17 protein-coding genes and 1 tRNA gene are annotated in these 19,127 nt (G+C 57.2%); 11 read left to right on the forward strand and 7 right to left on the reverse strand.

The genetic code is table 11. The annotated features are described in order from the left end of the window. Positions 1-10 precede the first annotated feature (10 nt). Both ACR0J7_RS02170 and ACR0J7_RS02175 read right to left on the reverse strand, forming a co-directional pair. The gene (locus ACR0J7_RS02170) at positions 11-256 is read right to left on the reverse strand and encodes an EF-hand domain-containing protein (protein WP_480472945.1); all 246 of its coding nucleotides are present in this window, start codon (positions 254-256) and stop codon (positions 11-13) included. Positions 257-797: 541 nt separating this feature from the next. After that, positions 798-4,418 (reverse strand): vitamin B12-dependent ribonucleotide reductase, encoded by a 3,621-nt coding sequence (locus tag ACR0J7_RS02175; RefSeq protein WP_480564615.1) that lies wholly within the window; start codon positions 4,416-4,418, stop codon positions 798-800. 541 nt (positions 4,419-4,959) lie between these two features. Between ACR0J7_RS02175 and ACR0J7_RS02180 the strand changes: the two genes are divergently transcribed. Then, complete coding sequence (locus ACR0J7_RS02180) at positions 4,960-5,394, forward strand: hypothetical protein (RefSeq protein ID WP_267365347.1); 435 nt, start codon at positions 4,960-4,962, stop codon at positions 5,392-5,394. Between the two features lie 14 nt (positions 5,395-5,408). Here ACR0J7_RS02180 and ACR0J7_RS02185 read toward each other — a convergent pair. From ACR0J7_RS02185 to pdxH, 4 genes are all read right to left on the reverse strand, one after another. Beyond that, positions 5,409-5,485: transfer RNA gene (locus ACR0J7_RS02185), tRNA-Pro, on the reverse strand. A 43-nt stretch (positions 5,486-5,528) separates the two neighbouring features. Then, complete coding sequence (locus ACR0J7_RS02190) at positions 5,529-5,996, reverse strand: DUF192 domain-containing protein (RefSeq protein WP_480913152.1); 468 nt, start codon at positions 5,994-5,996, stop codon at positions 5,529-5,531. Positions 5,997-6,003: 7 nt separating this feature from the next. Next, positions 6,004-6,510, reverse strand: coding sequence for a cold-shock protein (locus ACR0J7_RS02195; protein WP_245220458.1), 507 nt, complete (start codon positions 6,508-6,510; stop codon positions 6,004-6,006). A gap of 142 nt (positions 6,511-6,652) precedes the next feature. After that, positions 6,653-7,258, reverse strand: a complete 606-nt coding sequence (gene pdxH, locus ACR0J7_RS02200; protein WP_480913154.1) for a pyridoxamine 5'-phosphate oxidase — start codon at positions 7,256-7,258, stop codon at positions 6,653-6,655. Between the two features lie 135 nt (positions 7,259-7,393). On the opposite strand from pdxH, the gene fabI reads away from it, so the two are divergent. The 5 genes from fabI (at position 7,394) to trpE (ending at position 13,356) form a co-directional block, all read left to right on the forward strand. Beyond that, complete coding sequence (gene fabI, locus ACR0J7_RS02205) at positions 7,394-8,200, forward strand: enoyl-ACP reductase FabI (protein WP_480913156.1); 807 nt, start codon at positions 7,394-7,396, stop codon at positions 8,198-8,200. Positions 8,201-8,204: 4 nt separating this feature from the next. Continuing rightward, positions 8,205-8,714 (forward strand): xanthine phosphoribosyltransferase, encoded by a 510-nt coding sequence (gpt, locus tag ACR0J7_RS02210; protein WP_209503823.1) that lies wholly within the window; start codon positions 8,205-8,207, stop codon positions 8,712-8,714. A 21-nt stretch (positions 8,715-8,735) separates the two neighbouring features. Then, positions 8,736-9,911 (forward strand): aminotransferase, encoded by a 1,176-nt coding sequence (locus ACR0J7_RS02215; RefSeq protein WP_480913159.1) that lies wholly within the window; start codon positions 8,736-8,738, stop codon positions 9,909-9,911. Positions 9,912-9,991: 80 nt separating this feature from the next. Then, the gene (locus ACR0J7_RS02220) at positions 9,992-11,833 is read left to right on the forward strand and encodes a SurA N-terminal domain-containing protein (RefSeq protein ID WP_480913161.1); all 1,842 of its coding nucleotides are present in this window, start codon (positions 9,992-9,994) and stop codon (positions 11,831-11,833) included. A gap of 11 nt (positions 11,834-11,844) precedes the next feature. Continuing rightward, a complete protein-coding gene (gene trpE, locus ACR0J7_RS02225) occupies positions 11,845-13,356 on the forward strand; it encodes an anthranilate synthase component I (RefSeq protein WP_480913163.1) in 1,512 nt (503 codons plus the stop codon). A 45-nt stretch (positions 13,357-13,401) separates the two neighbouring features. Here trpE and ACR0J7_RS02230 read toward each other — a convergent pair whose 3' ends face one another. After that, positions 13,402-14,829 carry a divergent polysaccharide deacetylase family protein gene (locus ACR0J7_RS02230; RefSeq protein ID WP_480564597.1) on the reverse strand — a complete coding sequence of 476 codons (1,428 nt, stop codon included), beginning with the start codon at positions 14,827-14,829 and terminating at the stop codon, positions 13,402-13,404. A gap of 199 nt (positions 14,830-15,028) precedes the next feature. Between ACR0J7_RS02230 and ACR0J7_RS02235 the strand changes: the two genes are divergently transcribed. Genes ACR0J7_RS02235 through ACR0J7_RS02255 form a run of 5 tightly spaced genes read left to right on the forward strand, consistent with a single transcriptional unit; the run spans position 15,029 to position 19,077 of the window. Continuing rightward, entirely contained in the window at positions 15,029-15,610 is a 582-nt protein-coding gene (locus tag ACR0J7_RS02235) for an anthranilate synthase component II (protein ID WP_209503818.1), read from the forward strand. After that, positions 15,607-16,626 (forward strand): anthranilate phosphoribosyltransferase, encoded by a 1,020-nt coding sequence (gene trpD / locus ACR0J7_RS02240; RefSeq protein WP_480557934.1) that lies wholly within the window; start codon positions 15,607-15,609, stop codon positions 16,624-16,626. Before ACR0J7_RS02235 ends, trpD begins: the two co-directional genes overlap by 4 nt. Next, positions 16,623-17,435 carry an indole-3-glycerol phosphate synthase TrpC gene (gene trpC, locus ACR0J7_RS02245; RefSeq protein ID WP_480564594.1) on the forward strand — a complete coding sequence of 271 codons (813 nt, stop codon included), beginning with the start codon at positions 16,623-16,625 and terminating at the stop codon, positions 17,433-17,435. Before trpD ends, trpC begins: the two co-directional genes overlap by 4 nt. After that, positions 17,435-17,908, forward strand: a complete 474-nt coding sequence (gene moaC / locus ACR0J7_RS02250) for a cyclic pyranopterin monophosphate synthase MoaC (RefSeq protein ID WP_267364518.1) — start codon at positions 17,435-17,437, stop codon at positions 17,906-17,908. Before trpC ends, moaC begins: the two co-directional genes overlap by 1 nt. Continuing rightward, positions 17,905-19,077, forward strand: coding sequence for a molybdopterin molybdotransferase MoeA (locus ACR0J7_RS02255; protein ID WP_480564591.1), 1,173 nt, complete (start codon positions 17,905-17,907; stop codon positions 19,075-19,077). The genes moaC and ACR0J7_RS02255 overlap by 4 nt, the downstream gene beginning before the upstream one ends. Positions 19,078-19,127: the final 50 nt, after the last annotated feature.

A 19,127-nucleotide genomic window follows, 5' to 3' on the forward strand; every position in this document is an offset into this window, starting at 1 on the left:
CACTCGATGCCTACCCGTCGCTGGGCGGCAGCAATCCTGCCTCCTGCGCGATCGCGACCTCGTCTGCATCCAACGCTCCGTCACCATTGGCATCCATGGCCGAGAAAGTGTCAGCGTTGATTTCCGGTACGACTGCCTGAATTTCCTCGATGGTCAAAAGACCATCACCGTTGGTATCGGCTGAGGATTGGGCCGAAGCAACGCCGGGCAAGCCCAGAACGGCCACGGAAAGCCCGATCAAATAATGCGATTTCATTTCAGTGCCTCCTGAAAGGTGTGTTTGTGTTTACGTCCGGACAGCGCCCAGAAGCACATGGACACCCCGGCGCGTCACGCGCTTTGGTAGAGTTTCGTGATTTCACGCCAATCTTCGCGTGTTTGCCCGAGTCGGGTTTGCGGCCCTCCGCCTGAAGAAGGCGGCAAAACCTGTATCGGCGGCTCTTGCCCGACAGGACCACCTCAATCCGGCAATGTGGCGCTTATTCGGGACGACTCGGCGGGTAAAAAGAAAGGGGGCCGAAGCCCCCTGTCAGTTTCGCCTTCCAGGCTCATTTCGTTGACCGCCCGGTGTTTTTTTGCCTGCGGCCTGGACTGCGCATGGGGCGAGCGCACCCGCCCCTTGAAAGAGTGGGAGGGAGCAAATATTCCGCCCCACCCTGTTCCCGGCCAACACGGGCATGTCGGCCGAGTGGAGAAAGGTCAGTCGGTAAGTCTCAGACCTGTTCTCCGTATTCGTCGGGGTCGGTTACTTAGGGCAGCGTCCGACCCCTACGCCCCGGGGTGCCGGGGCGTTAAAGTCAGCTACACCCGCTTGTCGCGCCGCAGGTGTTGCACTTCATGCAAGTGCCGTTACGCACCAGCGTGTAGTTTCCGCATTCGCCACAGGGGTCGCCCTCATAGCCCTGCATCTTGGCTTTGGTGCGGGCGTCCATTCCGGTTGCCACTGCCGTTTCGGTGGCAGGCGCTTCGAACACAGTTGCTGTTTCCGACATTCCGGCCACGTCGCCATAACTGCCGTTTAACACCATCAAATCCTGCGGCAGACGCTTGCGCAGATACCCGGTCGAGCTGATTTGTTTCAACACTTCCAAAGACTTGGACGCCGCAGTTTCACTGATTTCCGAGACATTGGAAACGCCTTCCTCTTCTCCGCGGCCAAGATCATCAAAGGTAGCACCCTCGGGTTTCACATGGGCGAGATCGGTACGGTCCAGATAAGACACGGCCAGTTCGCGGAAGATGTAATCCAGGATCGAAGTCGCGTTCTTGATCGAGTCGTTGCCTTGCACCATCCCTGCCGGTTCGAACTTGGTAAAGGTGAAGGCGTCGACAAACTCCTCCAGCGGCACGCCATATTGCAGGCCGACCGACACGGCGATGGCAAAGTTGTTCATCATCGCCCGGAAGCCAGCGCCTTCCTTGTGCATGTCGATGAAAATCTCGCCCAATTGACCGTCTTCAAACTCACCCGTGCGCAAGTACACCTTGTGGCCGCCAACGATTGCCTTCTGAGTATACCCCTTGCGGCGATGCGGCAGTTTCTCGCGATGGCTGCGGATGATTTCCTTGACCACAACTTTCTCGATCACCTTCTCGGCGAGAACGACGGCTTTTTCCTGTGCAGAGCCGCTTTCCAGCACCTCGGCCGCCTCGTCATCATCCTCGACCAGCGCAGCCGCAAGGGGCTGAGACAGTTTCGAGCCGTCGCGGTACAGCGCGTTGGCCTTTACACCCAGCGACCAGCTAAGCTCATAGGCCTTCTGGCAATCCTCGATTGTCGCATCATTCGGCATGTTGATCGTTTTGCTGATCGCGCCCGAAATAAAACTTTGTGCCGCCGCCATCATGGTGATGTGGCTGTCAACCCCAAGGAAACGCTTGCCTTTCTTGCCGCACGGGTTGGCGCAGTCGAAGATCGCGTAGTGTTCTTCCTTCAGATGCGGTGCACCTTCCAGAGTCATGGTTCCGCAGACATGATCGTTCGCCGCGTCGATATCCGCCTTGGTAAAGCCCAGATGGCGCAGCAGATCAAACGTTGGGTCATTCAGCTTGGTCGCTGGAATGCCCAGAACACCGGTGCAGAAATCTTCGCCCAGTGTCCACTGGTTGAAGACGAACCGGATGTCGAAGGCGCTTTCCAGCGCGGCATCCACCTTGGCCAACTCGTTCGGGCCAAAGCCATGACCCGTCAGTGAAGTGTGGTTGATCCCCGGCGCGTTGCCGATGGTGCCGTGGCCGACCGCATAGGATACAATCTCTTCGATCTGCGACGAGGAATAGCCAAGCTTTTCCAGCGCAGAAGGTACCGAGCGGTTGATGATCTTGAAGTAACCGCCGCCTGCCAGCTTCTTGAACTTCACCAGCGCAAAATCGGGCTCGATTCCCGTGGTGTCGCAGTCCATCACCAGACCGATGGTGCCGGTGGGGGCAATCACAGTGGCCTGTGCGTTGCGGTAACCGTTCTGCTCGCCAAGGCTCAGCGCCTCATCCCACGCCGACATGGCCAGATCGACCAAACGCTTGTCGGGGCAGTTACCATGGTCCAGAGGCACCGGCTTGACGGCCAGCTTCTCATACCCCTCGGTCACACCCTGCGCCGCGCGGCGATGGTTGCGGATAACGCGCAGCATATGGTCGGCATTGCGCTTGTATCCCTTGAACGGGCCAAGCTCACCGGCAATTTCAGCTGAAGTGGCATATGCCACACCGGTCATGATCGCGGTCAGGGCACCGCAGATCGCCCGCCCCTCGTCCGAGTCATAGCTGTAGCCCATGTTCATCAGCAGGCCGCCAATGTTTGCGTAACCCAGGCCCAGAGTGCGGAAGTCGTACGACAGCTGCGCGATTTCCTTTGACGGGAATTGCGCCATGGTTACCGAGATTTCCAGCGTCAGGGTCCAAAGGCGCGAGGCATGCATGTAGTCGGCTGCCTGGAACTCACCATCCTTGAGGAAGGTCAGCAGGTTCATCGAGGCCAGGTTACAGGCCGTGTCATCCAGGAACATGTATTCCGAACACGGATTCGATCCGCGAATTTCACCATCTTCGGGGCATGTGTGCCATTCGTTGACCGTGTCGTGGAACTGGATACCTGGATCGGCACAGGCCCATGCAGCGTGGCCGACTTTCTCCCACAGGTCCCTCGCCTTGACCGTCTTGGCAACCTTGCCATCGGTGCGGTTGATCAGCTCCCAATCGGCGTCTTTCTCAACAGCGGTCAGAAACGCATTGGTCACGCGGATGGAGTTGTTCGAGTTCTGGCCCGAAACCGAGCTATAGGCTTCCGAGTCCCAGTCCGTGTCATATGTCGGGAATTCGATGCTGTCGTGACCCTGCTTGGCATAATCCAACACACGTTTGATGTAAGTCTCGGGGATTGCTACCTTTTTCGCCTCGCGGATCGCCTTTTTCAGCGCTTCGTTCTTGTTGGGATCATAGGCATCCTCGGCAGCACCGTCCCATGAGCGAATGGCCTCGAAAATACCGTTCAGCATCTTCTCGTGCATCTTCGATCCGGCAACGATCGAGGCCACTTTCTGCTCTTCGATTACCTTCCATTCGATGAATTGTTCGATATCGGGGTGATCCGCATCGACAATAACCATCTTTGCTGCCCGACGGGTTGTCCCGCCTGATTTGATCGCGCCAGCGGCGCGGTCGCCGATCTTGAGAAAGCCCATCAGGCCCGAGGATTTGCCGCCACCCGACAGTGCCTCACCTTCCGCACGCAGATGGCTGAAGTTGGTCCCGGTGCCCGAGCCGTATTTGAACAACCGTGCTTCGCGCACCCACAGATCCATGATGCCGCCTTCGTTCACCAGATCATCATCGACGGACTGGATGAAGCAGGCATGTGGCTGCGGATGTTCGTAGGCGGATTTGGATTTGGTCAGTTTGCCGGTCTTGTAGTCGACATAGTGGTGCCCTTGCGCCGGACCGTCGATTCCATAGGCCCAGTGCAGGCCAGTATTGAACCATTGCGGGCTGTTTGGGGCGGCGCGCTGAGTCGCCAGCATGTACCGCATTTCGTCGAAATAGGCGCGCGCATCCTCTTCGGTCGAAAAGTAGCCACCTTTCCACCCCCAGTATGCCCACGCACCGGCCAGCCGGTCAAAGACCTGCTTGGAGGAAATTTCGCCGTCGAATTCAGCATCTTCAGCGGGAACCGACCGCCACAGGAATTCAGGAACGTCTTTTTCCTTAACTTTGGTCAGTTTGGACGGGACACCAGCCTTGCGAAAGTACTTCTGGGCAATCACGTCGCTTGCCACCTGCGACCAGGTTGACGGAACTTCGATCCCTTCCAGGCGGAACACAATGGTTCCATCGGGGTTTCGGATTTCAGATGTCGCAGACACAAAATCCAGTTCCGAATAGGCATCCTGATCTGGTTTGGTGAATTTTCTTTCAATCTTCATGTCCGCAGCCCTAGTTAAATTCCGCCTAATTTTCGGTTCACGGCACTACATTTTGAGTTGCGGAGCACCACCCGCAACGCCGACAGAAGCGCGCAAAGGTACTGGTCGCTGTTTTGGACAGCGAAAAAACCGTTACAACGGCTGCACGTTAATAGACTGTGCTTATCCGACCCTCGCCTGTTGCCGTCTCGGCTTGAACACCAGATATTGTGGCAATCTCTTCGGCTCATACAATTTGACGTATATTGCCATAGAAGGTCAACGCCCTTTTTCAGCCAAATTTGAAATCTTTTTTGTTGACCAGACCCAGACACGAGGGGTGTGAAACTCAAGGTCCGATTCCTCCACAGGCTCGCCTTCGGCAAATTCTCGGTCACATCTCGAAGTCTCAAATCGAATTACCGTTTTTACCAGCATAGTTATCTGTATTTGATCAACCAACGCCGCGCTGGTTAGGCTGTAAAGGAATCATCTTCGTCGGGTCTGTCGAACCCACGCTGAACGACCAAAGGTTCACTTCGGAATGAGAAAGGCCAAATGAATGAAGTTGCTTCGCTTTATCCCCGCGTTGGCCTGTATCGTGGCCTGCACGCCACAAGAAACGCCCACCCCGTCACGTAGCGCGCTGTTCGAAACGCAGCCTCAAAGGTTGTTTGAGGCATTTGAATCCAGTTGTTCTGGACCCGGCAAGGTATTTGAGAAAATCGGCAAACAGGCTTTTGAGTGCAGCGAATACCTGCCCCCAAAAGCGGCAGCCTATTTGATTCTGAACTATGACGGATTTCCGCAGGACCTGCCCCAAAGTGTCATGCGCCTGACATCGTCAAAAACAGGTTCCGGCTATCGCGTCGACGCACGATCGTACTTTAAAGTGCCGCAGAAAACCGGAGCAATCGTTGAGGTTCCACTGGAAAGTGACGCGCTGGATCAGGCGATCAGCTCGTTGTATCTGGCGATGGGCGGAACGCCCACATGAGAATGTGAAGGAAGTGGTCGGGGCGGCAGGATTCGAACCTACGACCCCCTGTACCCAAAACAGGTGCGCTACCAGACTGCGCCACGCCCCGGACCGTGCGCCTTCCTAACGATGACAATCTGATTTGAAAAGCCCTAACAGGGCCAAATCGCAGGACCTTGCGAAAAAATTTCGTGCTGCATCTGAGTGCCGACGCCGACAGAGTAACGTGCAGACAATCCGGCATTGATTTCCAGCACCGCAAAAACGGCATCCCCACCTTCAATCGGTGTCAGATCGCCGGGAATCGCCCTCTCATGCACATGTGTCACTGTGCCCGTACGGTCCAGAAATATCATGTCGAGCGGAATCAGAGTGTTCTTCATCCAGAACGCGACGGGTTGCGGTGGGTCGAAGACAAACAGCATACCGGATCGATTCGGCAACGACTCGCGAAACATCAACCCCTTTGACCGTTCCTGAGGCGTAACCGCAATTTCCACGTCAAATCGGATTGTCGCGCTGTCATTTCGGAGAGTGATATGATCAACGCTGCACGCAGCAAACGCCCCCCCTGTCCACAGTGTGATCAGAAGTGTCCAGAATACCAGAAAACGAGTCATCGAAGTGTCAGCCGTCCAGCGCGGCTTCCCAGGCGAGAACCTGCGCCGCCATTCGGCCGCGCTTGCCATCAATTACGCGCATCGCAAGCGCCTCTCCGGGCTGGAGGTCAGCAAGCCCCGAGCGCCGCAACACTTCGATATGCAAGAACACGTCTTCACCGCGCCCAAAAACATTTGCGAACCCGAAGCCCTTGCCTTTGTCGAACCACTTCACCCGCGCGGCCTCCAGAGGGGCTTCTGCAATAGCGTCCGGATCCAACTCGGCGAAATCGGCCAACATCATCGACTCGGCGCGCGCTGGCGGGTCAATTGCAACAACCTCAACCGCCTGAACACCTCTGTCCGTGCGGTGTGTCATGATCTCGATACCCGCTCCGTCCGCGACGGAACTTTGGCCGAAATTGCGCAATACGTTCACATGCAACAGAATATCCGGGCCGCCTTCGTCAGACACAACAAAGCCGTATCCCTTGGCGGGATCGAACCATTTCACGTGTCCACGGACGCGATACATGTTGTTCAGGTCTTCTGGCACGGTTTTCCCATCGCGAATTTTAGCAGTTCGTTAAGGGTCTGTTGTTTATGGGATTGGCGGGCAAATTCAAGCTGAAAAAATCGTTTACTTTCTGCCTGTTGCATTTCACGACACGTGAACGTCATGGATTCAACCTTTCAACATGCCATGCCGATCCCGGCTCAATTCGTTTCCATCTGAACCGGTCATGCAAGCGAAATGCTCCATCAGCCCAGAACTCAATCTCTGTCGGCGTTAATCGGTACCCGCCCCAGAATGGAGGACGAGGTGGATTCGGCCCAAGTTTAGCGGTCACTTTCGCGACCTCTGCCATCAAAGCTGTCCGACTTGAAAGCGGTTGTGACTGCTTTGAAGCCCAGGCACCCAACCGGCTTTTCAATGACCTTGATGCATAATACGCATCAGCCTGGGGCCCGTTTTCACGACATACTGTACCACGAACACGAAGTTGACGCCGCAAAGATTTCCAATGCATTACAAATGCAGCTTTTTCCGACGTATCCAGCTCACTCGCTTTGACGCTTTCGTAGTTTGTATAGAATACAAATGAATCCGCTTCGATTTCTTTCAGCAAAACCATGCGTGCATTTGGCAAACCATCCGGGTCAACGGTTGCAAGCGCAATCGCATTCGGATCATTCAATTCAGTTTCTTCAGCCTCAGCTAACCACCGGGCCGCAATTTTAAACGGATCGGAGCCAGCAAAGATGCCATCACGCTCGGTCATTTCCATCCCCTGGAAAGTATTAATGACGAGCCTAAGGCGAGAACCCGCTGCGAGCAAGAGCGCACGGCCTTGATGCAGCGCTACCAATGGCATAAACCATGCCAATCTAACGCGAAGACAGGCGGAGAACCAAACATGTCAAATCAGTTGATGGCCGGCAAACGTGGCCTCATCATGGGACTGGCCAATGACAAATCAATCGCATGGGGAATCGCCCGCGCCTTGTCCGAAGCCGGAGCTGAACTTGCCTTTTCTTATCAGGGTGACGCTTTAAAAAAACGTGTGGACCCGCTGGCTGCGCAATTGGGCAGCGAAATTGTTCTGCCCTGCGACGTGAGCGATGAGGCTTCAATTGATGGGCTTTTCTCGGCGCTGGAAGAGAAATGGGGCAAGCTGGACTTTATCGTTCACGCCATCGGGTTTTCTGACAAGAACGAATTGCGTGGACGTTATGTGGATACCAGCCGGGCCAACTTCACGCTGACAATGGATGTCTCCGTCTATTCGTTCACCGCGGTTATGCAGCGCGCGGAAAAGTTGATGTCCGAAGGCGGCAGCGCGATAACGCTGACCTATTACGGAGCCGAGCAGGTCATGCCGCATTATAATGTGATGGGTGTTGCAAAGGCCGCTCTGGAAGCGTCGGTCAAGTATCTGGCCGAGGACTTGGGCAAGGACGGCATTCGCGTGAACGCGATTTCCGCCGGTCCGATCAAAACGCTGGCCGCCAGCGGCATTGGCGATTTCCGCTACATCATGAAATGGAACGAGTACAACTCTCCGCTACGCCGCAACGTGACCATTGACGATGTCGGCAAGTCGGCCCTGTACCTGCTATCAGACCTAAGCAGCGGCGTCACCGGTGAGAACCTGCACGTGGATTCGGGCTACCATATCGTCGGAATGAAGGCCGTTGACGCCCCAGACGTGGAAAAAGGTTAAGAACATGAGCGCTAAGGATCGCCTGCCGCACGAAAAAGGATTTCACATCAGCTGGGACCAGATCCACCGCGACTCGCGCGCATTGGCGTGGCGTCTGGACGGACAAGGCCCCGATGACGGCAGCTGGCGTGCTGTGGTGGCGATCACCCGCGGCGGCATGGCCCCTGCGATGATCGTAAGCCGGGAACTGGATATTCGTACTGTCGATACGGTCAGCGTCAAATCCTACCATCATCAGGCTCAGGGTGAGGCCGAAGTTCTGAAAGCACCCGATGCCAAATTAATGGGCGACGGAACCGGAATTTTGATCATCGACGATCTTGTGGACAGCGGAAAAACCCTAGAACTGGTTCGAGAGATGTATCCGAAAGCGCATTTTGCGACGGTTTATGCAAAACCCAAGGGACGCCCAATGGTGGATACGTTCATCACCGAAGTCAGTCAGGACACATGGATCTTTTTCCCGTGGGACATGGCCCTTCAATATGTCGAGCCCTATCGGGGCACCGATTGAATTCAGATCAGTAGGCAGCACATGACGCTCAGCCGGACCGCCGCAACATTCGCGCCGCCAGTGATGGAAGCGCGCCGATGGCTCGAGGGTGTTACGTTCCCGCCCGAACGTCCGTTGATCAACGTCAGCCAGGCGGCGCCGGTTGACCCGCCGCCGCTGGCGTTGCGCGAGGCTATGGCCGAATTTACCGTGCGCGAAGACCATGCGCATCTTTATGGCCCTGTGCTGGGAAATAATGATCTTCGCGCGGAACTGGCTGCGCAGATCAGCGCGCATTACGCAGCAAGTGTTGAGGCATCTGAGGTTGCAATTACCTCAGGCTGCAATCAGGCGTTTTCAGCAGTGATTTCGGCCATCACCGGCGAAGGGGATGAGGTTATTCTACCAACCCCTTGGTATTTCAATCACAAAATGTGGTTGGATATGTCCGGTGTCCATGCAGTTGGCCTGAAGACCGGCGACGACTTACTGCCCGACCCTGAGAGCGCACGCGCGCTGATCACGGACAAAACACGTGCCATCGCTCTGGTCACGCCCAATAATCCCGGCGGCGTTGAATACCCGGCAGACCTTGTCCGCGCCTTCTTTGAGCTGGCGCGCGAAACCGGAATTTACCTGATCGTCGACGAAACCTACCGTGACTTCGACAGTCGCAGCGGGCCGCCACATGACCTGTTCCAGCAACCTGACTGGGATCAGACGCTGATCCACCTTTATTCCTTCTCTAAGGCCTACAGGCTGACGGGTCACAGGGTCGGTGCCATTGCAACGGGCCCTGCGCTTTTGGCTGAGGTCGAAAAGTTTCTCGACACCGTTGCCATTTGCCCTGGTCAGATCGGACAGTTCGCCGCGCTTTGGGGTATGCAAAACTTGTCGCAATGGCTGGCAGGGGAACGCGACGAAATACTCGACCTTCGTGCTGCTATCCTTGAGGGTATGCCCGCGCTGGAATCCGAAGGTTGGCGCCTTTTGGGACTTGGGGCGTATTTCGCCTATCTGGAGCATCCGTTTGACATTCCGTCGGACGAACTTGCCCGGCGTTTGGTGCGTGAAGCCGGTGTTCTGTTATTGCCCGGTACCATGTTCATGCCCGCTCACCACCCGGACGGGAAACGGCAAGTGCGCATTGCATTCGCCAACCTCGACCGCACAGGTTTGGGCCAATTGTTCAAACGATTGCAGGGCCTGTCCTTCTAAGCTTGCCCCCCGGCGGTGTGCGTCGTATTCAAGGCGGCAACCGACAGGGCAGAACGCTGCCGAAATAACAAGAGGGCACCATGGCCGCAGGCGCTAAAAGTCTTTCGAAAACCTTTGTCTGGATTCTGATGGGCATGCTGATGCTGGGGCTTGCGGGGTTCGGCGCGGTCAACCTGAGCGGCACAGTCCGTACTGTGGCGCAAGTTGGTGATGAAAGCATCTCGATCGATGATTTTGTCCGCGAGTTACAGCGCGAGATCCGCGCGGTTGAGGCGCAATCGGGTCAGCCCCTGCAAATGTCGCAGGCACGCGATCTGGGGCTGGATCGCAATGCGCTTGCCCGCCTGACGGCCTTGGCGGCGTTGGACAACGAGGTGAGCCAGCTTGGGATTTCCATAGGGGATGAAAACCTGCAAAAAGAGATCGTGTCTGTCCCGGCCTTTCAGGGCGTAGACGGCAACTTCGACCGCGAGGCATACCGCTTTCAGCTTGAACAGGTCGGCATGACGGATTCCGAGTTCGAGTCGGACCTGCGCAAAGAATCTGCCCGTACGATCGTTCAAGGTGCGATCATGGGAGGTGTGGAAATGCCCGCAACCGTGACAGACACAATGGCCAACTACATCGGTGCCCGTCGCAGCTTTACTGTTGCAACCGCAGGGGCCGAGGCATTGGAAGCCCCCGTAGCCGAGCCGACTGACGCACAGATTCAAACCTACTATGACGAAAACGCTGAACAGTTCACCCTGCCCCGCACGAAACAACTGACGTATGCGATTCTGTCTCCGGCTATGTTGGTGGACACGGTTGAGGTTGACGAAGCAGCCCTTCGCAAGCTTTTTGAAGAGCGGTCGGACGAATATAATCAACCGGAACGCCGTCTGGTCGAGCGCCTGAATTTCCCGGATGAGCAAGCAGCCAACGACGCCAAGGCGCAACTTGAGGTCGGCGGAACGACTTTTGAACAACTGGTTCGCGACCGTGATCTGGAACTTTCCGATATCGATCTCGGCGACCTGACACGTGAGGATCTGGGCCAGGCCGCCGACGCCGTGTTCGCGGCAGAGCTTGACGCCGTTATTGGCCCTCTGCCTTCGGTATTTGGCCCCGCCCTGTTCCGTGTCAACGGATCCCTGGCTGCAAACAGCGTTCCCTTTGAGGAGGCCGAACCGGCCCTGCGCGAAGAACTGGCGACAGAACGCGCCCGCCGCCTGATCGAGGCACAGTCCGAAGACATAAACGACATGTTGGCTGGCGGCGCGACTCTCGAAGAACTTGCAAATGAAACCGAAATGGAACTGGGTCAGATCGACTGGACCCGAGACAGCGCCGAGGACATAGCGGCCTATGACGGGTTCCGCACGGCCGCCGAAGCCGTGCAAGAAGGAGATTTCCCTGAAATCGCATTTCTCGAAGACGGATCGATCTTTGCCTTGCGCCTGAACGACGTTCTGCCGCGTCGCCCCGAACCGCTGGAAAGCGCACGCGACAGTGTCGCTGCGGCTTGGGTACAGGCAGAGACCAATAAAGCCCTGTTGGACAAAGCAAACGCCGCATTGAGCCTACTGGCCACTGATGGTGACTTCGCAGCGACTGGCCTGCCCTTCCGCGTTGAAAACGCACTGACGCGTACCGCGTTTCTTGATGACGTCCCCGCCAGTTTCATGAATGAAGTGTTTCAGATGGAACTCGGTGAGTTGCGTGTCATTGGTGGAAATGGTGCAGCCTTGCTGGTGCGTCTGGACGAGGTTCTGCCCCCCGGGGATTCCGACGAACTGCGCCGGTTGCGCGACGCGCTGGCAACGCAGATGGATCAGGCGCTGTCACAGAATATTTTTGACGCATACGTACGGGACGCTCAGACCCGCGCCCGCCCGGTCGTGGATCAGCAGGCGCTGAACGCCGTGCAGGCGAGCTTTTAAGCGAGACCAAGATGGCCCTGACACCCGATTTCGATACCTTCGCACGCGCTTATGAAGCGGGCGAAAACCAGGTGGTTTACACACGTCTCGCCGCCGATCTGGACACACCCGTATCGTTGATGCTCAAACTGACGGGAGCGCAGAAAGATGCGTTCATGCTGGAGTCGGTTACGGGCGGTGAGGTGCGTGGCCGCTATTCGATCATCGGCATGAAACCGGACCTGATCTGGCGCTGTCACGGTGAAACGTGCGAGTTGAACCGCTCGGCGCGGTTCGACGCCGACGCCTTTGCTGCGCAGGACGGCAATCCGATGGACAATCTGCGCGCCTTGCTGGCCGAAAGCCGTATTGAACTGCCAGACGACCTGCCTCAGGCTGCCGCCGGATTGTTTGGATATCTGGGCTATGACATGGTCCGGCTGGTCGAATACCTGCCGAACGTGAACCCCGATCCGCTGGGACTGCCAGATGCGATCATGTTGCGCCCGTCTGTTGTCGCAGTATTGGATGGCGTCAAAGGCGAGGTGACGGTGGTTTCACCCGCCTGGGCCAGCGACGGTCAATCTGCCAAAGCTGCCTATGCGCAGGCGGCCGAGCGTGTGATGGATGCGGTCCGCGATCTGGAACGTGCGATGCCCGCCGAAACCCGTGATCTGGGCGACGCGTGCGAAATTGCGGCGCCGGTGTCGAACTTCACCAAATCCGGCTATATGGAAGCAGTTGAAAAGGCCAAGGAATACATCCGTGCTGGCGATATCTTCCAGGTAGTTCCAGCGCAGCGTTGGACGCAGGATTTTCCGCTGCCACCTTTTGCGCTTTATCGTTCGCTGCGGCGCACCAACCCCTCGCCGTTTATGTTCTACTTCAACTTCGGCGGTTTTCAGGTCGTTGGGGCCAGCCCCGAGATTCTGGTGCGGGTGTTCGGCAGCGAAGTCACCATTCGCCCGATTGCAGGCACACGTCCCCGTGGCGCGACCCCCGAGGAAGACAAGGCGAACGAGCTTGACCTGCTGGCCGATAAGAAAGAGCTGGCCGAACATCTCATGCTTCTGGACCTCGGGCGCAATGATACCGGCCGCGTGTCCAAAATCGGCACAGTTCGCCCGACCGAAGAGTTCATCATCGAACGCTACAGCCATGTGATGCACATCGTGTCGAACGTGGTGGGTGAGCTGGCGGAAGACAAAGATGCGCTGGACGCCTTCTTTGCCGGGATGCCTGCGGGCACCGTCTCGGGTGCGCCGAAAGTGCGGGCGATGGAGATCATTGACGAGCTTGAGCCGGAAAAACGCGGCGTCTACGGCGGTGGTGTTGGTTATTTCAGCGCAGGCGGTGACATGGACATGTGCATTGCCCTGCGCACGGCCATCGTGAAGGATCAGAAACTCTATATTCAGGCTGGTGGCGGTGTTGTCTATGACAGCGACCCCGAGGCCGAGTTCATGGAGACTGTTCATAAGTCAAACGCCATACGGCGTGCGGCGGAAGATGCCGCTCGGTTCACCGGAAACGGCAACAGTTAAAAAAAAGGGCGGCTGATCAATTGATCACCGCCCTGTTTCAAGCTGTCACTGTACCTGTTTCATCAAGACGGCCGAGATCGGCGCCATCGCTACCCGGCTGCCGCGATCCTCAAGACCCCACAGCAACAGGGCCGAGATTGTCTCGGGCCGTACGCGCCCCAGCATGACAACGGTTCCTTCCTGACCAGCCCGGAACGCGGCCTGATCCAGGAACCGGCGCATGATTCTGGGATCCTGTCGCGCCCCATCGATATCGCGGAACACAACGCTGGACGGAATGCCATTGCGAACCGCCAACTTCTGGACAGTGTTCAGCCCATTGTCCTGTGTGATCAACCCGCGTCCGGTTCCGGCAGCAATTGCCGCGACCTGATCGGCCAGCTTGCGGTTTCCCTGAATGCCACTGTTCACGCCTTCCAGAATACCCACTGTTTCAGGCAATGTATCCAGCCACACGGACAGGGAAACTTCGGCATCCTGCGCACTCGCGGCTTCGGGCAGGTCCGCAAGGGCCAGAACTTCGAACCCCGCCGCGCGGTGCCGTGCCATCTTTTCCGCCGCATCCGGATCAGACGGGTTCACGGCAAAGCTGATCGGGTAAGGGAAATCCTGCAACGCTTCGGCCCCGAACGCGCCTTCGTCATCAATCAGAATGATCGACATCAGCGGCTTAGATTCCGGGTTCTCGAACTTGGCGGCAAAACGTTCAATCGGTTTTTCCGCAGATGGCTGTTCGGAAATCGCCTGTTCTGCAACAGGCTCATCATCGCGTTCCGTCAAAGGCAGGATACGTTTTCCGACAATCGAACTGGCACTTTCTTCCTGTTCTCCCCCGATCTGAGGCAGCGCAGCAATACGCGGAAGCTCTCGGGGCAAGGTATCTTCATCCCCTTCCACCGCAATCGGACTGCTTTCAAATGAATTATCAGTCGTAGTGTCTTTTGTTTGTGGTTCAGCCTCGACCTGTGGCAACGGATTTGGTTCGGGCTCAAGAACTGCGACCTCGGTTGTGTCAGACTCGGTCGGCGGCGTGGGGGTTTCATCAATTACAACCGGCACGGACTGTTCCTGCTGAACTGCGGGTACCTGGCTAGGCTCGGGCGGCGCAGCGGGGGCTTCGGTCATGACAGACACTTCGGTCGCGACCGATGCAGCGGGCTCGTTCGGGGCCTCAGCCGCTTTGCCAACCTCGGGCTGCGGCTCGGATGACGCTTCCAACCCGGACAAATCAGCCAGATCTTCGCTGGCATTATCGGCGGCTTCTGGCGCACGCGGGGCCAGTTCCACCAGATCGGCATCAGAAACATCCTCGGCAAGTTCAGTAGGCGCCTCTGGTGTTTCTGAAATCGTCGGCGCTGGTGCTTCGGTCGCAACAACCGGTGTGTTGACCATCGGCGTGTTGAGCGACACGACCGCACCCAAGATCAAAACAACGATCGCCCCTGCGACCATTCCTCCGAAAAATCCGCCCATATTTCCTGCCTTTCGCCTCTTTTCCCTGCCTCGCCCTGCTCTGCGCCATCTGGTGTGGCGCTCGGTCAATTGGAGGCGTCAGAAACCGTATGTCCTCTTGACGCTGCCGTCCAAGCCTGAGCATGTATGTGCGGACATTATACCGTGGCCCGGGGTTGCATCGCCAGCCCGAAATGCCCAAGCGAAGATAAGTGCCCATATGCTGCTGCTGATCGACAACTACGACTCGTTTACCTACAATTTGGTACATTATTTGGGCGAACTTGGTGCCGAAATGGTCATTCGCCGCAATGATGCGCTGGATGTGCAAGAAGCAATGGCCATGAACCCGGCTGGGATCCTGCTAAGCCCCGGCCCCTGCGACCCGGATCAGGCGGGCATCTGTCTGGCTCTGACCGAAGCCGCCGCCGAGACCAAAACGCCCCTTTTGGGGGTTTGTCTTGGGCATCAGACCATCGGACAGGCATTCGGTGGCAAGGTGGTACGATGCCACGAAATTGTGCATGGCAAGATGGGCATCATGCACCACACCGGAAAAGGCGTCTTTGCTGGCCTTCCATCGCCCTTTGAAGCCACACGTTACCATTCGCTGGTGGTCGAGCGTGAGACGCTGCCCGACTGTCTTGAGATCACAGCCGAGCTGGAAGACGGCACGATCATGGGGCTGCAACACAGGGAACTGCCTATTCACGGTGTTCAGTTCCACCCTGAATCGATTGCGTCCGAGCATGGTCACGCCCTTCTCAAGAATTTCCTGCAAGAACTGAAAGTCCCCGCATGAGCGACGCGCTGAAACCGCTGATTGGAGCAGCCGCCGATCGTCCGCTGACCCGTAAAGAGGCCGAGACTGCCTTTGGCATCCTGTTCAACGGCGAAGCCACGCCAAGCCAGATTGGCGGGCTGTTGATGGCCATGCGTACAAGGGGGGAAACGGTTGATGAATATGCCGCGGCCGCGGCTGTGATGCGCGCCAAGTGCAATGCCGTGCGGGCGCCCGAAGGGGCGATCGACATCGTTGGCACGGGCGGAGACGGGAAAGGCACCCTGAACATCTCGACCGCGACTGCATTTGTCGTCGCAGGCGCTGGCGTGACAGTCGCCAAACACGGCAACCGCAACCTAAGCTCCAAATCCGGCGCAGCGGATGCACTGGGGCAAATGGGTATCAACGTTATGGTTGGACCACAAGTTGTTGAAAGTGCTCTGAAAGATGTCGGTATCGGTTTCATGATGGCACCGATGCATCACCCGGCCATTGCGCATGTTATGCCCTCGCGGCAGGAACTGGGAACGCGCACGATTTTCAATATCCTGGGCCCGCTGACCAACCCTGCCGGTGTCAAACGGCAACTGACGGGTGCCTTTAGCCGCGAGCTGATCCGCCCCATGGCTGAAACACTAGGCTTGCTTGGGTCAGACCGCGCGTGGCTGGTACACGGATCGGACGGGACAGACGAGTTGACGATCACCGGTATCAGCTGGGTCGCCGCTTTGGAAGATGACGTGATCAAAGAGGTCGAGCTGCACCCCGAGGATGCTGGCCTGCCTGTGCACCCTTTCGAAGACATCCTCGGCGGAACCCCTGAAGAGAACGCCATCGCATTTCGTGCGCTGCTGGACGGCGCCCCGTCCGCGTATCGTGACGCAGTGTTGCTGAACTCTGCCGCGGCATTGGTTGTCGCTGATGCGGCAGGTGATCTGCGCGAAGGTGTGGCCATGGCCGCCGAGAGCATCGACAGCGGTGAAGCCAAAAACAAAATTACGGCCTTGGCCGCCAAGACTCAGGAGGCCGCATGACCGAAACCGTTCTGGACAAGATCAAAGCCTACAAACTGGAAGAAATCGCAGCAGACAAGGCTCAGAAGTCCTTGGAAACGCTAGAAAGTGAAGCACGTGCCGCTTCGGAAACCCGCGGGTTTGCCGCAGCGCTTCAAGCTGCGTCCCGGCAAGGTTACGGCCTGATCGCTGAGGTCAAGAAAGCCAGCCCCTCCAAGGGTTTGATCCGGCCTGATTTTGATCCGCCTGCCTTGGCCAAGGCATATGAAGAAGGCGGTGCTGCGTGTTTATCCGTGCTCACCGACACGCCCAGCTTTCAAGGTGCCAAGGAATATCTGACACAAGCGCGTAACGCGACATCTCTGCCCGCTTTGCGCAAAGATTTCATGTATGACCCTTATCAGGTGGTCGAGGCACGTGCTTTGGAAGCCGACTGTATTCTGATCATCATGGCATCCGTCAGCGATGATCAGGCAGCCGAGTTGGAACAAACCGCTTTCGATTGGGAGATGGATGTTCTGATTGAGGTGCACGACGAAGCCGAGCTTGAACGCGCAGCCCAACTGAAAAGCCCATTGATTGGCATAAATAACCGCAATCTCAAAACCTTCGAGACCACTCTTGATACAACACGACGCCTGTCCAAACTGGTACCGGCAGACCGTACTATCGTGTGTGAAAGCGGGTTGGGCAACCCGGAAGATTTGCGGGATATTGCGCGCTATGGCGCCCGGTGCTTTTTGATCGGCGAAAGCCTGATGCGCCAGGACGATGTCGAAGCGGCCACCCGCCACATCCTGTCCAATCCGCTTATCCCCGGAGTGATGTGATGCCGCTGACCCATTTCGATGCTCAAGGTCAGGCGCACATGGTCGACGTCTCGGGCAAAGAGGTCACAGATCGCATAGCCGTAGCTGTAGGTCACGTGAAAATGGCGCCGGAAACCTATGGAATCATTTCAGAACAACGCGCAGCAAAGGGCGATGTTTTGGGCGTTGCCCGCCTGGCCGGTATCATGGGTGCAAAGAAGACGCCGGATCTGATCCCGCTCTGCCATCCTTTGCCAGTGACCAAGGTTGCCGTTGAACTGACCCTCGACCCGGATCTGCCGGGTGTTCAGATCGAAGCGACAGTCAAGACGTCAGGTCAAACCGGAGTTGAAATGGAGGCCCTGACCGCCGTTTCCACCGCAGCCTTGACTGTGTACGATATGACCAAAGCCGTCGACAAAGCGATGGAAATTGGCGGCATTCATGTAAGCCTCAAAGACGGCGGAAAATCAGGACGTTACGAGGCGAAATGATTACCGTCGAAGAAGCGCGCGCCCTGCTGTTCGATCTTGTCAGCCCTCTACCTTCGGAACAGGTTCCACTGGCCCAGTCTGCGGGACGTGTTCTGTCACACGAGGTTGTGGCAACGCGCGACCAGCCGCCATTTGCCGCATCATCGATGGATGGCTATGCCGTCAAAGCCGACGAAGTCGAGCTTCATGCCATGTTCAAAGTGGTGGGAGAATCCGCCGCGGGCCGTCGTTTCGACGGCTCAGTAGGCCCCGGTCAGGCCGTACGTATCTTTACCGGCGCTCCGGTTCCCGAGGGTGCAGACTTCGTTGTGATTCAGGAAGATACCGACCGGCGTGGCGATCTGATCACGATCACAGACGACCCCGGCCCCAAAACGAACATCCGCCCTGCCGGTGTGGATTTTATGGCAGGCACGCCCATCACGGCACCACGTATGATCCGCGCCGAAGACGTTGCCCTGATGGCTGCGATGAATATCGCGCAGGTCCCGGTTTCTGGAAAACCCGTGATTGCCCTGATCTCGACCGGCGACGAACTTGTCATGCCCGGCGAAGAACCGGGACCGGACCAGATTGTCGCGTCGAACACGTTTGGATTGCGGGCATTGCTTGAGGGGCTCGGTGCTGTGGTTCGTGTCCTTCCGATTGCACGGGACACGGTTTCATCGCTTGAGACTGCGTTTGATCTGGCGCGAGGGGCCGATCTCGTCGTGACGATTGGCGGTGCGTCGGTTGGTGACTACGACCTTGTGTCTGATGTATCGCAGGGTTTGGGGATGGATCGGTCTTTCTACAAGATCCGAATGCGCCCCGGAAAACCCCTGATGGCTGGTCGCATGGGTGGCACCGCGATGGTCGGACTTCCTGGGAACCCGGTCAGCGCGATGGTCTGTGGCTATCTGTTCCTTGCCCCGATGGTGCGCCGGATGCTGGGGTTGGAATTGGTTCTGCCGCCCTTTCGGTCTGCCCACTTGACCGAACCACTGACAGAAAACGGCCCGCGCGAGCATTACATGCGCGCGGTTCTGGGCGAAACGGGTATCCGGGCCTGTGCAGATCAGGACAGCTCTCTCCTTAGCGTTCTGGCGCAGGCAAACGCCCTATTGGTCCGTCCCCCGAACGATCCCGCCCGCAAGACCGGGGAAACGGTTCAGTACCTGCCGATCTGAACTTCTCCCAAATTCATTGACACAAAACGTGAACATGCGTAGAACAAAAG

The organism is Ruegeria sp. O4 (assembly GCF_056535125.1).